Here is a 13281-nt window from a genome sequence, read left to right as displayed (position 1 = left end):
GGAAGGGATGTACATATTAGCAAATAAATTCGTACTTAAATAAGGGGGAATAATTATGACAACTGAAGTTGTAATTGTAAGTGCTGTACGTACAGCAATTGGGAGTTTCCAAGGAACGTTAAAGGATGTACCTGCAACAAAACTTGGTGCAATTGTTATAAAAGAAGCGTTGTCAAAGGTAGGGGTGCCTTTTGAACAAGTAGATGAAGTGATCATGGGGAATGTATTACAAGCTGGTCTAGGTCAAAATCCAGCACGTCAAGCGGCTATATTTGCAGGACTTCCAAAAGAGGTACCTGCCTTAACTATAAATAAAGTTTGTGGGTCAGGTCTAAAAGCTGTTCATTTAGCAACACAAGCCATCATTGCAGGCGATGCAGATATCATCGTAGCAGGCGGGATGGAAAATATGAGCCAAGCACCGTATTTATTGAATAACGCACGTGAAGGTTTCCGTATGGGCAATCAGAAGGTAATTGATAGTATGATTACTGATGGCTTATGGTGTGCATTTAATGACTATCATATGGGTATTACAGCTGAAAATTTATGTGACCAATATGCAATTTCTCGTGCAGAGCAAGATAGTTTCTCGGCGCGTTCCCAAGAAAGAGCGACAACAGCGATAGAAGCGGGGAAATTTAAAGAAGAAATTGTCGCAGTAGAAATTCCTCAACGCAAGGGAGAACCAGTCGTATTTGATACAGATGAGTATGTAAAGCCGGGAACTTCAGCAGAGAAGTTAGGGAAGCTACGACCTGCGTTTAAAAAAGAAGGATCTGTGACAGCGGGAAATGCTTCTGGTATTAATGACGGCGCAGCGGCAGTTGTAGTAATGTCAAAAGCTAAAGCCGATGAGTTGGGCATTAAGTCAATTGCAACGGTTGTATCAAACGCAAGCGTAGGTGTAGATCCAGCAGTAATGGGAAGTGGTCCTGTGGGGGCAGTACAAAAAGCCTTAACGAAAGGACAACTAGAACTAGGGCAAATTGACTTAATTGAAGCAAATGAAGCATTCGCAGCACAATCAATTGCAGTTGATCGAGAATTGCATTTTGACCATGAGAAGTTAAATGTTAATGGTGGTGCAATCGCTTTAGGTCACCCAATTGGTGCAAGTGGTGCTAGAATATTAGTAACACTACTTCACGAAATGGAGAAGCGAGATGTTAAAACGGGTCTTGCTACACTCTGTATAGGTGGAGGGCAAGGTGTTGCAACAATTGTAAAAAGAACGTAAGAAGGAGATTGACCATGGCTAAAAAGAAAAAACAACAAAAACAACAACCAGCACAACAACAATCCGCAATAAGTGAGGCACTAACATTAAAAGACCAACTTAATGGTGATGTGTTAGAGAAATTAAAGCTTGCTAAAAAAGACCTTGTTGCAAAAGAGCAAGCAGCACAAGATGAACGCGAGGCAAAGTTAGCATTTGAACGTAAACAACGAGAGAAGAACAAATCGTTTGAAGAGTTATTGAATGAGTACGGAGATAAAGGGTCGAAATTTAATAGTTAACAAAAGACATGATTGGCTTGCTTAAAGCGGCATTGAATCAATGGATAATAGAAGTTTCATAAGTTTAGTAGTTTAACTATATAGCGTGATTTAGAAGGTAGTTTTGAAAGGTTTCTTTCGAAGCTACCTTTTTTTTCATATAAGCGATGGTAAAATTTTATGTTAATTGTTTGAAAATAATATTTTAAATAGCTTGAAAACAGGGGGAAGTATGGGAGTTTCTAAAATTAAATCACTTTTATTGATTTTTCCTATTGTTTTTTTTATTCATGATTTGGAGGAGATCGCAACAGTTGAAAATTTCACTATGAAATTACCTTTTTCCGTTTCTACTGAGGAATTTATTATTGCATTTATTTTATTATGGATTATCGTAGTGATTGGCTGTGTAACAGCGGCAAATAATAAACGGTTTATCGGAATACTACCTATAAAATTCTTTGCACTATTAGTCGCAGGTGTATTTCTTGCGAACGGAATAGGGCATGTTGTGCAAAGTGTAATCTTTAAAAAATATGTTCCTGGTGTCATTACCGCCGTTGTTATCTTAATACCATTTTGTTTGTTCTGTATTAGAAAGCTTATACTAGAGAATTTAATCACGCCTAAGCAGGTAGGTGTGTACTTACTAGTGGGTTTCTTATTACAGACCCCCTTTGCATTAATCTCGCTACTAATTGCAAAGTTCATAGTATAGGTTTATAAGGATTAAGCATTATAATTGTAAAAAAAGAAGGATCCGTGATGTTGAATCCTTCTAGCAAATTTACCGATGTGCATTATACATATCTATTTTTGTTAGTTTCTTTAGTTCTGTAGCATAAATCGAGTGTGCATTATTGTAAGCTAAAATTGTTGCTTCCAATTGTTCTTTTGAACTTGCTCCAATAACTGCAGAGGCAACAATAGGTGATTGTAATACATAAGCAAGCGCTGCTGCATGGACATCTTTTGAGTTGTTTGCCAATTCTTCGAGAGTAGCATGAAGTTCATCTTGGCTATAAGTTTGGTAGCCATTTGCTTTTGCTAAACGGTTTGACCATTCATTTGTTAATAAACCTTTAGCTAAAGAGCCACGGGTCACAATTGACGCATTATTTTCTTCTAGCACATCAAACCATTCTTCAGGTCTGCGGTCTAGCAAGCTATATTGCATCATGACAGATACTGCATCGCTTTTTGGTAAAAATTCCTTAATGACATTTGGGCGGATTGATGAAATACCGTATGCCCGAATGGTACCTTCTTTTTTTAAGTGATCAAATGCTTCGATTATTTCATCCCAAGGGTCTTCAATTGTTCCACCGTGTAGTTGGTATAAGTCAATATAGTCTGTTTGTAAGCGACGCAAGCTTTCTTTTACTTGATGTTCGATATTTTTTTTAGAAGGGTCCCAGTACCAACCTTCTCCTTCCTTGTTCCAAACATTACCTACTTTAGTGGCTAATATAATATCTTTTCGTTTCCCATTTAGTGCCTTACCGATAATTTCCTCATTGATGCCCTTATCATATAAATCTGCGGTATCAAAATAGGTAATACCATGATCTACCGCTGCATCTACTATCCATTTCGCAGTCTTTTCATCAGTTGGTAGAGACATGCAACCAAGGCCAATTTCTGAAATATTTAAATCGCTATTACCTAACTTTCTACTCTTCAAAAATATCACTCCTCATATGATAATGGTACAATGATTAATAACAAAAGCACAACGGAGAGGGTTATAATCATGAAAAAATTTGAAGAAAAAACGATTAATTCAAAAAAAATTTTTGAGGGTCGAGTTATTTCAGTCAAAGTAGATGAAGTCACATTACCAAATGGCAACATATCAACTAGAGAATTGGTAACTCATCCAGGAGCAGTAGCGATTATCCCAATAACAAACGAGGGTAAAATTGTTCTTGTGGAGCAATATCGTAAACCTTTAGAGCGTAGTATTATCGAAATTCCTGCGGGTAAATTAGAAAAAGGTGAGAAACCTGAGTATACAGCTATCCGCGAGTTAGAAGAAGAAACAGGGTATGGTTCTAAAAATTTCACGTTTGTTCAATCTTTTGCCACATCTCCAGGCTTTGCAAATGAAGTTATTCATGTATATGCGGCAAGAGATTTATATAGAATTGAGAATCCTGCTAGTCTAGATGAGGATGAATTTGTCGAATTATTAGAAGTTACGTTAGAAGAAGCTGAACAAATGATTCGTGAAGAAAGAATTTATGATGCTAAAACAGTGTTTGCAATTATGTGGATGAAAAATATCTTTTAAAATAAGTTATGAAATAGGTCGGGACGAGCATAGGTTGTACGAAGTAAAGGAAGGTGACCTATATGAACCGATCATTTCAAATTATTTACTTTTTCTTAATTATCGCAATTGGCTTTATCGGAGGAATTTTACTGTTGCAACTTTCTACTGTTGAACAAGCAGAATGGCTCATTCGAAAAATGGATAGTAGGGTACTCCTACAAGGGAAGCCGTCAATTTGGCAATCTTTATTGCCAGTTGTCATTCCGTTTGCCATTGTTTCGTTGCTCGCATCTCATAATTATTTAAGACATGTGGCAAGGATTGTTGTTGTACTAAAATCGGCATTTTTTGGATACAGTGCAGGTTATTTAATCGACACACAAAATGCATTTTGGTCATATGCTGCATGGTGGTTTCCTTTTCAATTGCTTTACAGTATAGTATTAATGGTGTTTTGCATAGTACTTGTGCCTGAACCAGTTTATGCTGTCAGGAAGAAGTTACCGATTTTACCGCGTGTAATAGTAGTACTGGTCGCTACTCTAGTAATTTTGTGTGGCGAATTACTTGCAATACACTTTATCTATAAATTAAAATAAATATCAAATAATAATTATTATAATTATAATCAATTCAATCTTGTAATGAGAATCGACTTTTTGGTATAATAAAAGAAGTTTAGGGGGGCGTCGTATGGAAAGCCGTATTGATCGAATAAAAAAACAATTACATGGTGCGAGCTACAAACTGACGCCGCAGCGTGAAGCGACAGTAAGAGTGCTTTTAGAGAATGAGGAAGATCACCTTAGTGCTGAGGATGTTTATTTACTCGTTAAAGAAAAAGCACCAGAAATTGGACTTGCAACTGTGTATCGAACATTGGAACTTTTAACGGAGCTTAAGATTGTCGATAAAATCAATTTCGGCGACGGTGTATCTCGATATGATTTACGTCAAGAAGGAGCTGCTCACTTCCATCATCACCTCGTTTGTATCGAATGTGGTGCTGTTGATGAAATTCAAGAGGATTTACTTGAAGATGTAGAAGCAGTCGTTGAAAAAAGATGGAATTTTATTATTAAAGACCACAGATTAACATTTCACGGTATTTGCTGGCGCTGTCATGATAAAGAGTCAGATAACAATAGCAATCAATCATAAGTTTATAGCTTACAAACAAAGGATGGCGGAGGTGCTGTCCTTTTTTATTTACCTATTTTTAGGGAGGGAACCAAAATGAATCAAGATGTACTAGATGCAATCCAAGATTATTTACACTTTTTACGCGTTGAACGGCAGCTTTCTGACAATACATTGCAATCTTATAAAAGAGATATTACTGCTTATACTAAGAATATTTTCGTAAGTCAAGGTGTACAATATTTTGATGACATAGACAGAGTGAATATATTACATCATTTACAAATGCTAAAAACATCAGGGAAGTCTGCACGAACTATTTCAAGACATATTTCCTCAATTCGTTCATTTCACCAATTTTTATTAAGAGAAAAAAGAGCTAGTGGGGATCCGACAGTGCATTTAGAAATGCCAAAGTTAGAGAAAAAGTTACCAAAAATTTTATCGATTGAAGAAATTGATAACTTAATTGCTATGCCAAATCTCGCAAAACCCCAAGGAATTCGAGATCAAACGATGCTTGAGTTGTTATATGCAAGTGGTATGCGTATAAGTGAGTGTATTGCACTGAATTTAGAAGATGTTCATACTACGATGGGCTTCGTAAGAGTTTTTGGTAAAGGTGGTAAAGAACGTATTATTCCACTTGGACGAAAAGCTTTAGAAGCGTGCATGGCATATTTAGAAAAAGGAAGACCAATACTAGAAGATAAGCTACATAAATCAGAGGCTTTTTTTATCAGCCAAAGGGGAGATCGCTTAACACGACAATTTTGTTGGAAATTAATGAAGGATTATGCAGAGAAAGCGGGTATAGATAAAGAAATCACACCACATATTTTACGGCATTCTTTTGCGACGCATTTAATTGAAAATGGTGCTGATTTACGTGCAGTTCAAGAATTGCTTGGACATGCTGATATTTCAACAACTCAAATTTATACACATATTAGTAAGACGCGATTATCAGAAGTATACAAGCAGTTCCATCCACGTGCATAAAAAAATTTTTAAATGTCAGAGGTCTGACATTTATTTTTTCGTATAGTTTGGTAAAATGAAAGTAAAGATAAAGGAGGAACACAAATGAACACAAAACCATTTAAACGCATTCACATAATCGTTATGGATTCAGTAGGTATTGGAGAAGCACCTGATGCTGAAAAGTTCGGTGATGTAGGTGCAGATACATTAGGTCATATTGCAGAAAAAATGAATGGCTTAACTATGCCCAATATGGGGGAATTAGGTTTATCAAATATCCGTGAGTTACCTGGTATTACTCCAGTAGAAAAACCTGCAGCTTATTTTGGTAAAATGCAAGAAGCTTCAGTGGGGAAAGATACAATGACAGGACACTGGGAGATTATGGGTTTGAACATTGATAAACCGTTCAAAGTGTATCCTGAAGGCTTCCCACAAACTTTAATTGAGCAATTAGAAGAACGTACTGGTCGCAAAGTACTTTGTAACAAGCCAGCGAGTGGTACGCAAGTGATTGACGATTATGGTGAAGAGCATATGAAAACAGGCGCTATTATCGTCTATACATCTGCTGATCCAGTATTGCAAATCGCAGCACATGAAGAAATTGTTCCATTAGATGAACTTTATAAAATTTGTGAAATCGCTCGCGAATTGACTTTACAACCTGAATATTTAGTAGGCCGTGTAATTGCTCGTCCTTTCATTGGGACTCCAGGTAACTTTGAACGTACATCAAATCGTCATGATTATGCGTTAAAACCATTTGGACGTACAGTGATGAATGAATTAAAAGATGCTAATTTTGATGTCATTGCATTAGGTAAAATTTCAGATATTTTTAACAATGAAGGCGTAACAGAAGCAATCCGTACAAAAGATAATTCAGATGGTATGGACAAGATATCACAAGTTGTACGTAAGAATTTCCATGGCTTATCATTCTTAAACTTAGTTGACTTTGATGCAGCTTATGGTCACCGCAGAGATCCAATTGGATATGGTGAAGCGTTAGAAGAATTTGACCGTCGTTTACCAGAAGTTTTGGAAGCGTTGACGGAAGATGATTTATTAATAATTACAGCTGACCATGGAAATGATCCAACTTTCCACGGAAGTGATCATACACGTGAATATGTGCCATTAATCGTTTATTCACCACGCTTTAAAGAAGGTAATGAATTACCACTACGACTTACATTTGCTGATATAGGTGCTACAGTTGCAGAAAACTTCAATGTGAAATTACCTGAATTCGGCACAAGCTTCTTATCAAATTTAAAATAAGGGAGTAATAAAATGCGCATAGTTGATATTATTGAAAAAAAACGTGATGGTGGAGAACTAACTACAGAAGAAATTCGCTTTTTCGTAGAAGGTTATACAAATGGTTCAATTCCAGATTATCAAGCAAGTAGTTTATTGATGGCTATTTATTTTAAAGATATGAACGATCGTGAACGAGCAGATTTAACAATGGCAATGGTTGAATCTGGAGATCAGATTGACCTTTCAAAAATTGAAGGTATTAAAGTCGATAAGCATTCTACAGGTGGCGTTGGTGACACAACAACATTAGTATTAGGTCCTCTAGTAGCTGCTGTCGGTGTTCCTGTTGCGAAGATGAGTGGACGAGGTTTAGGGCATACAGGAGGCACTATTGACAAATTGGAGGCTATTGAAGGCTTCCATGTTGAATTGACGACAGAGCAATTCATTGAGCAAGTAAATGACATTAAATTAGCTGTTATCGGTCAAACTGGTAACTTAACACCTGCAGACAAAAAATTATATGCTCTAAGAGATGTGACAGCGACAGTTAGTAGCATTCCTTTAATTGCAAGCTCAATTATGAGTAAAAAAATTGCCGCAGGTGCAGATGCTATTGTACTTGATGTAAAAACCGGTGAAGGTGCCTTCATGAAGACTGTTGAAGATGCAAAAAATTTAGCACATGCAATGGTCCAAATCGGCAATAATGTCGGTCGTAACACAATGGCTATTATTTCTGATATGAGCCAACCGCTTGGTTTTGCGATTGGTAATGCATTAGAAGTAAAAGAAGCAATTGATACTTTACGAGGAGAGGGTCCGGAAGATTTAACGGAGCTTTGCTTAACTCTTGGCAGTCAAATGGTGGTTCTAGGTGGTCACGCGAAAACAATAGAAGAAGCGCGTGAACAATTACTTGAAGTTATCAAAAATGGTAGCGCATTAGAAATCTTCAAACAATTTATTGAAGGACAAGGTGGTAACCCTGCAGTAGTAGATGATACTTCATTGTTGCCTCAAGCTCAATATACTTTCGAAGTCCCAGCAAAAGAAGATGGCTTTGTATCATTCATCGAAGCTGATGAAGTTGGAACTGCGGCTATGCTTTTAGGCGCTGGTCGTGCTACGAAAGAGTCTACTATTGACTTAGCTGTTGGTTTAATGCTGCGCAAAAAAGTTGGCGATAAAGTAACGAAAGGTGAGTCTCTGGTGACAATTTATGCTAACCAAGAAGATGTTTCATCAGTGATTGATAAAATCTACTCACATATTAAAATTGCCAATGAAGCACCTCAAGCACCGAAATTAATCGAGGCTATCATTACAGAATGATTTTTTGAAAAGCTGTTACTCATTTAAATGAGTAACAGCTTTTTTTTGATTAAATATTGAAAAAATACTCAACAGATGGAAACTGATAATTTTCGTGTTTCCGAAATGGTTCTGCAGTGAATTATTGAATTGCTTAGTATTAAAAAAGTCACAATACATACGCATCATTTGAAGTTAAAATTCCTTATCTCGAATTTAAAGACGCTGAACATTAACTAAGATTTCGTTTAATAGGTATTATCTGAATATAAAGCTAACAAGATTAGCGATATAAGCTACCTGCAACTTTCCAATCCAGGTCTGTTTGACACGACACCAATTAATGTCCTATTATAAATCGGACTCCAATCCTAATCTTTCATCATGCGAAAGTAAGGGAACGTGGAAGATGAATTAAGAGTAATGAATATTGAAATAAATGAAAAAGTGACAGAGAAAATTTGGAAATTTGAGAATGATTATTTTTAACTGTTAGCTAATCGAAAAATTGAAGTGGGGTGTTCCATAATGACAAAGAGTAAACTGAATCCTAAGGTGGATGAATTTATAGGTAAATCTAAAAAGTGGAAGGAAGAATATGAGAAGTTGAGAAATATCGTTCTTGACTGTGAGCTGACAGAAGAATTTAAGTGGATGCATCCTTGTTACATGTTTGAGAAAAAAACATTGTTTTAATACATGGATTTAAGGAATATTGTGCGCTTCTGTTTCACAAAGGTGTCTTGTTAAAAGATGCCCATGGGATTCTAATTCAACAAACAGAGAATGTACAGGCGGCGCGCCAGATCCGGTTCACCAATGTACAAGAAATAGTTGAAATGGAACCAATCTTGAAAGCCTATATTTATGAAGCCATTGAAGTTGAAAAAGCAGGTTTGGAAGTGAATTTTAAAAAGAATACAGAAATAATAATTCCTGTAGAACTTCAAGATAAATTCGATGAAACCCCAGCCTTGAAAACTGCTTTTGAAGCATTGACGCCAGGACGACAAAGAGCATATGTTCTTTATTTTTCTGCACCAAAGCAATCCAAAACTCGAGTATCAAGAGTTGAAAAAAGTATACAGCAAATCCTCAATGGAAAGGGGTTAAATGATTAACTTAGTCGATGGAAAGTAAACTAATCTTTCTTTAAGAAATAACCTCACTTTGCTTCATTCGAACTTCTTTTTAGATCACAATAAACTCAATCAAATATTTTAAAATGGAAAAAACAAAAAAATGATACGTAAAGTGTAAGCAAACTAGCTAAGAAAAGAAAATACTGCTGCTCACAAAAGTGTACCCTTTGGCTTTTTGCTGGAAGGTACGCTTTTCTTGAATTAATAAATTCTTTAGTGAGATATTAATGGGTTGCTTCGGCAGCTCTTTTTTCTTATCAAGAGTCCTTCAACTAAAGTTAATCTAACTCAAAAAATGATTAAATTTGATTAGAATTCTACATATTTTGTTTAACATAAATGAACATTTCATACGATGTGATTTTTTTCTAAGTATAGGTGAGTCATCTCATTTACACTGTGATCCTTTGCTCTTGCTTTTCAATATTTCAAACTGTATATTAGCAGTTTTTTTATTAAGATTTCAAATCATTTTCTCGAAATACTATTCTAATATGTTCAATAATTCACAAGCGCATCTTTTGAAATTCAATTATATCGGCTATATACTAGCATTAACTAGTTTAGAGTAACTTTACTAGAATAAATTTTAGAGGTGTCAACTTTATGAATAAAGATATAGCAAATATAATAGATTCACAGTACAAATTATATATTAATGGCGAGTGGACTGAAGGTTCTGACGGGAACACAATTGCCGCTTACAACCCAAGTAATGGCGAAAAACTAGCAGATTTCATCGATGCGAGTCATGCAGATGTAGATGCTGCCGTTGAAGCAGCTCAAACTGCATTTAAAACTTGGAAACACGTGAGCATTGAAGAACGTAGCAAATTACTTCTTCAAATTGCAGACTTAATCGATGCAAATCGTGAGCATCTAGCAATGGTTGAAACATTAGATAACGGTAAACCTTTACGTGAAACAATGACTGCTGACGTGCCACTAAGTGCGGATCACTTCCGATACTTCGCAGGTGTTATCCGATCTGAAGAAGGTACTGCTCAACAATTAGATGAAAATAACTTAACTTTGACACTAAAAGAACCAATCGGTGTTGTTGGTCAAATTATTCCGTGGAACTTCCCGCTACTTATGGCAGCGTGGAAAATTGCACCTGCTATCGCAGCAGGTAACACAGTTGTTATCTCTCCGTCATCAACAACTTCACTGAGCATTTTAGAACTGGCGAAAATTTTAGATCAAGTATTACCAGCAGGTGTTGTAAACGTAATAACTGGACGCGGATCAAACTCTGGTGACTATATGCTACACCATGAAGGCTTTGCAAAATTAGCATTCACAGGTTCAACAGATGTTGGCTACTTAGTTGCCAAAGCTGCAGCTGATCGCTTAATCCCTGCAACATTAGAGCTTGGTGGGAAATCAGCAAACATCTTCTTCAACGATGCAAACTGGGAACGTGCGGTTGAAGGTGCAACAAACGGTATTTTATTTAACCAAGGGCAAGTGTGTTCTGCAGGTTCTCGTATTTTCGTACAAGCAGGCATTTATGATGAATTTTTAATAGCAATAAAAGAAAAATTCGAAAGCGTAAAAGTTGGTTTACCATGGGAAGCAGGAACACAGATGGGAGCGCAAATTAACCAACGTCAATTAGATAAGATTTTAGAATATGTGAAAATCGGTCAAGAAGAAGGTGCAACACTTGTAACAGGTGGTTACCAATTACAAGATAAAGGTCTTGAGAACGGTGTATTCATGGCGCCAACGATTTTAGCGGGTACAAATGATATGCGCATCGCACAAGAGGAAATTTTTGGGCCAGTTGCAACAGTAATCAAGTTTGAAACAGAGGAAGAAGTCATCGCAATGGCGAATGATTCTGAATTTGGTCTTGGTGGTGGTGTCTGGACTAGCAACTTAAACACAGCTTTACGTGTAGCACGTAGTATTGAAACTGGTCGCATGTGGGTGAATCAATATACAAACTTCTCTGCTGGTGCTCCATTTGGCGGATATAAAAAATCTGGTATCGGCCGTGAAACTTACAAATCAATTTTAGATGCATACACACAAACTAAAAACATTTTCATTAACACTAAAGAAGATGCAGATGGATTGTACTAATTAACGAATGTTAGATAAGACCATTAAATTCCTTGCTAAACTAAGGGATTTAGTGCAAAAATAATATATTAAATAAGAAGCTGGGACATAAATAGTTTCAGTTCACGTAAAAAATCGAGATTGCATCATGCAATCTCGATTTTTGCGTTTAATTTTTACAATATGTGGTGGAGGATTATCCTCGTACCGCATATTTTCTTAAGTTAACGGCCATTAATGCGAGACCAATATCGTGTCAACCTTCGATTTTCCACGAATAGAAAATTGCATGAAACCTAAATTAGCCTTCAGAAATCCAAAAACTGGTTCTACGTCAATTTTACGTTTACGATAAATTGCACCTGTTTTTTCTTCTGAAAGCTTTGCTCTTACATATTCTTTTTGTTGTTCCCACTTTTCATTAATCATGAGCTTACGATTTGTACCTTCTCTCGCTTTTGTACATAAGTCACGCAATGGACAACCCGTACAGTCTTCACATTCATAGATTTTGAATTGACGCTTAAAACCCGATTTATCTGTTCGAACGATATTATACTGGAAAGTCAACTGCTTTTCATTCGGACAAGTATACTTATCACGCTCCGCATCGTTAACCCAATTGCTTATTTTGAACGGGGCATTTTTAAACTTACGCTTTTGTTCGTCTATGTAGTAGTTATACGTAATCAGTGGTGTGCGTGTGCGTTTTGTTAAGATGTCATCGTAATTTTGTTCGCTGCCGTAACCGGCATCCGCAACGATGTATTTTGGTAAGTCAAAGTACTGTTTTTCAATTTGGTCAAGGAATGGTATAAGTGTTTTCATGTCTGTTGGATTCGGAAAAACGCCATACGCCAAAGTAAATTGTCCTTCCGTCGCAACTTGCACGTTATATCCTGCCTTTAGTTGTCCGTTTTGCATGTAGTCATCTTTCATGCGCATAAATGTCGCATCATTATCCGTTTTTGAATAGCTATTTTTCTGTGTTAATTTTGTAGGGATACTTAAATTTTATCAGAAGATGTCCTTTCTTTATGCCTGTAATTATGAATAGATTTAATTGAAATAGAAGTGTTTCATTAGTTGTTCGGAGCGAAGGCGGCGACTCCTGCGGGAACAGCACGAGCGGAAGCACCCGGACTGAGCGAAGCGAAGGAGAAGGCTGGAGCCGTGCCCGCGGAAAGCGTCCGCCGTAGCGGAGAACAACGGCTACGAAGTAGACTAAAAAACAAAGCCTAGAAGATTTTACTAATCGTAAAATTTTCTAGGCTTTTCATTTTTGAGGTTAGTTGTTTTGTCCCAGCCTCTTTTAATATGAACTATTAAGGTCAACTAACCTAAATATAATCATTTTGTAGATTATCTTTTTTATGTTTTAACAGAAGTAATCATCTTTTAGAAAACTGCCTAAACTAAAACAATTAAAATAGGGAATTTATTGCAATAAGGATAATTTATGTTGTGCGAATTATTTAAAATTCCCCATCATCCATCATACAGTTTCGTTTTTTTTGAATAGAGATATTTTTTTGATTAAAATTCCCTCGAATCTCCAATACTTATGGATAAAGATGACATCCATTT

At 36.4% G+C, this 13281-nt stretch carries 11 protein-coding genes and 2 pseudogenes; 11 read left to right on the top strand and 2 right to left on the bottom strand.

The window, feature by feature from the left end; genetic code table 11:
- The first annotated feature begins 55 nt into the window (after positions 1-55).
- From AMD00_RS12515 to AMD00_RS12505, 3 genes are all read left to right on the top strand, one after another.
- Entirely contained in the window at positions 56-1240 is a 1185-nt protein-coding gene (locus AMD00_RS12515) for an acetyl-CoA C-acetyltransferase (protein WP_053417386.1), read from the top strand.
- Between the two features lie 14 nt (positions 1241-1254).
- The gene (locus AMD00_RS12510) at positions 1255-1521 is read left to right on the top strand and encodes a YqkE family protein (protein WP_053417385.1); all 267 of its coding nucleotides are present in this window, start codon (positions 1255-1257) and stop codon (positions 1519-1521) included.
- A 211-nt stretch (positions 1522-1732) separates the two neighbouring features.
- Positions 1733-2218, top strand: coding sequence for an HXXEE domain-containing protein (locus AMD00_RS12505; RefSeq protein ID WP_053417384.1), 486 nt, complete (start codon positions 1733-1735; stop codon positions 2216-2218).
- Between the two features lie 69 nt (positions 2219-2287).
- On the opposite strand, the gene AMD00_RS12500 is transcribed toward AMD00_RS12505, so the two are convergent.
- A complete protein-coding gene (locus AMD00_RS12500) occupies positions 2288-3184 on the bottom strand; it encodes an aldo/keto reductase (RefSeq protein ID WP_053417383.1) in 897 nt (298 codons plus the stop codon).
- Positions 3185-3253: 69 nt separating this feature from the next.
- Here AMD00_RS12500 and AMD00_RS12495 point away from each other — a divergent pair, with 69 nt between their 5' ends.
- The 8 genes and pseudogenes from AMD00_RS12495 (at position 3254) to AMD00_RS12460 (ending at position 11715) form a co-directional block, all read left to right on the top strand.
- On the top strand, positions 3254-3793 hold the full coding sequence (locus tag AMD00_RS12495) for an NUDIX domain-containing protein (RefSeq protein ID WP_053417382.1): 540 nt from the start codon (positions 3254-3256) through the stop codon (positions 3791-3793).
- 62 nt (positions 3794-3855) lie between these two features.
- Positions 3856-4374 carry a hypothetical protein gene (locus AMD00_RS12490; RefSeq protein ID WP_053417381.1) on the top strand — a complete coding sequence of 173 codons (519 nt, stop codon included), beginning with the start codon at positions 3856-3858 and terminating at the stop codon, positions 4372-4374.
- A gap of 94 nt (positions 4375-4468) precedes the next feature.
- Positions 4469-4936 (top strand): ferric iron uptake transcriptional regulator, encoded by a 468-nt coding sequence (gene fur, locus AMD00_RS12485; RefSeq protein WP_053417380.1) that lies wholly within the window; start codon positions 4469-4471, stop codon positions 4934-4936.
- A gap of 75 nt (positions 4937-5011) precedes the next feature.
- Positions 5012-5917: a site-specific tyrosine recombinase XerD gene (xerD, locus tag AMD00_RS12480; RefSeq protein WP_053417379.1), complete on the top strand. Its 906-nt coding sequence runs from the start codon at positions 5012-5014 to the stop codon at positions 5915-5917.
- Positions 5918-6001: 84 nt separating this feature from the next.
- Positions 6002-7186 carry a phosphopentomutase gene (gene deoB / locus AMD00_RS12475; protein ID WP_053417378.1) on the top strand — a complete coding sequence of 395 codons (1185 nt, stop codon included), beginning with the start codon at positions 6002-6004 and terminating at the stop codon, positions 7184-7186.
- A 12-nt stretch (positions 7187-7198) separates the two neighbouring features.
- Complete coding sequence (locus tag AMD00_RS12470; RefSeq protein WP_053417377.1) at positions 7199-8503, top strand: pyrimidine-nucleoside phosphorylase; 1305 nt, start codon at positions 7199-7201, stop codon at positions 8501-8503.
- A 507-nt stretch (positions 8504-9010) separates the two neighbouring features.
- A pseudogene (locus AMD00_RS12465) lies at positions 9011-9603 on the top strand (YdeI/OmpD-associated family protein).
- 627 nt (positions 9604-10230) lie between these two features.
- Positions 10231-11715, top strand: coding sequence for an aldehyde dehydrogenase family protein (locus tag AMD00_RS12460; protein WP_053417376.1), 1485 nt, complete (start codon positions 10231-10233; stop codon positions 11713-11715).
- A gap of 175 nt (positions 11716-11890) precedes the next feature.
- Here AMD00_RS12460 and AMD00_RS12455 read toward each other — a convergent pair.
- Positions 11891-12681: pseudogene (locus AMD00_RS12455) on the bottom strand (transposase); the annotation flags it as partial.
- Between the last annotated feature and the right edge of the window lie 600 nt (positions 12682-13281).

This window comes from Viridibacillus arvi (assembly GCF_001274945.1).
In the GTDB taxonomy this organism is placed as follows: Bacteria; Bacillota; Bacilli; order Bacillales_A; family Planococcaceae; genus Viridibacillus; species Viridibacillus arvi.
Note: the sequence above shows the minus strand (reverse complement) of the source record. Positions and strands in the feature narration are given on the sequence as shown.

Excerpts from the sequence above, each read along its gene's own strand:
- AMD00_RS12505 (WP_053417384.1), top strand. The coding sequence starts at position 1,733 with ATGGGAGTTTCTAAAATTAAATCACTTTTATTGATTTTTCCTATTGTT.
- xerD (WP_053417379.1), top strand. The coding sequence starts at position 5,012 with ATGAATCAAGATGTACTAGATGCAATCCAAGATTATTTACACTTTTTA.
- AMD00_RS12460 (WP_053417376.1), top strand. The coding sequence starts at position 10,231 with ATGAATAAAGATATAGCAAATATAATAGATTCACAGTACAAATTATAT.
- AMD00_RS12495 (WP_053417382.1), top strand. The coding sequence starts at position 3,254 with ATGAAAAAATTTGAAGAAAAAACGATTAATTCAAAAAAAATTTTTGAG.
- deoB (WP_053417378.1), top strand. The coding sequence starts at position 6,002 with ATGAACACAAAACCATTTAAACGCATTCACATAATCGTTATGGATTCA.
- AMD00_RS12470 (WP_053417377.1), top strand. The coding sequence starts at position 7,199 with ATGCGCATAGTTGATATTATTGAAAAAAAACGTGATGGTGGAGAACTA.
- fur (WP_053417380.1), top strand. The coding sequence starts at position 4,469 with ATGGAAAGCCGTATTGATCGAATAAAAAAACAATTACATGGTGCGAGC.
- AMD00_RS12510 (WP_053417385.1), top strand. The coding sequence starts at position 1,255 with ATGGCTAAAAAGAAAAAACAACAAAAACAACAACCAGCACAACAACAA.
- AMD00_RS12515 (WP_053417386.1), top strand. The coding sequence starts at position 56 with ATGACAACTGAAGTTGTAATTGTAAGTGCTGTACGTACAGCAATTGGG.
- AMD00_RS12490 (WP_053417381.1), top strand. The coding sequence starts at position 3,856 with ATGAACCGATCATTTCAAATTATTTACTTTTTCTTAATTATCGCAATT.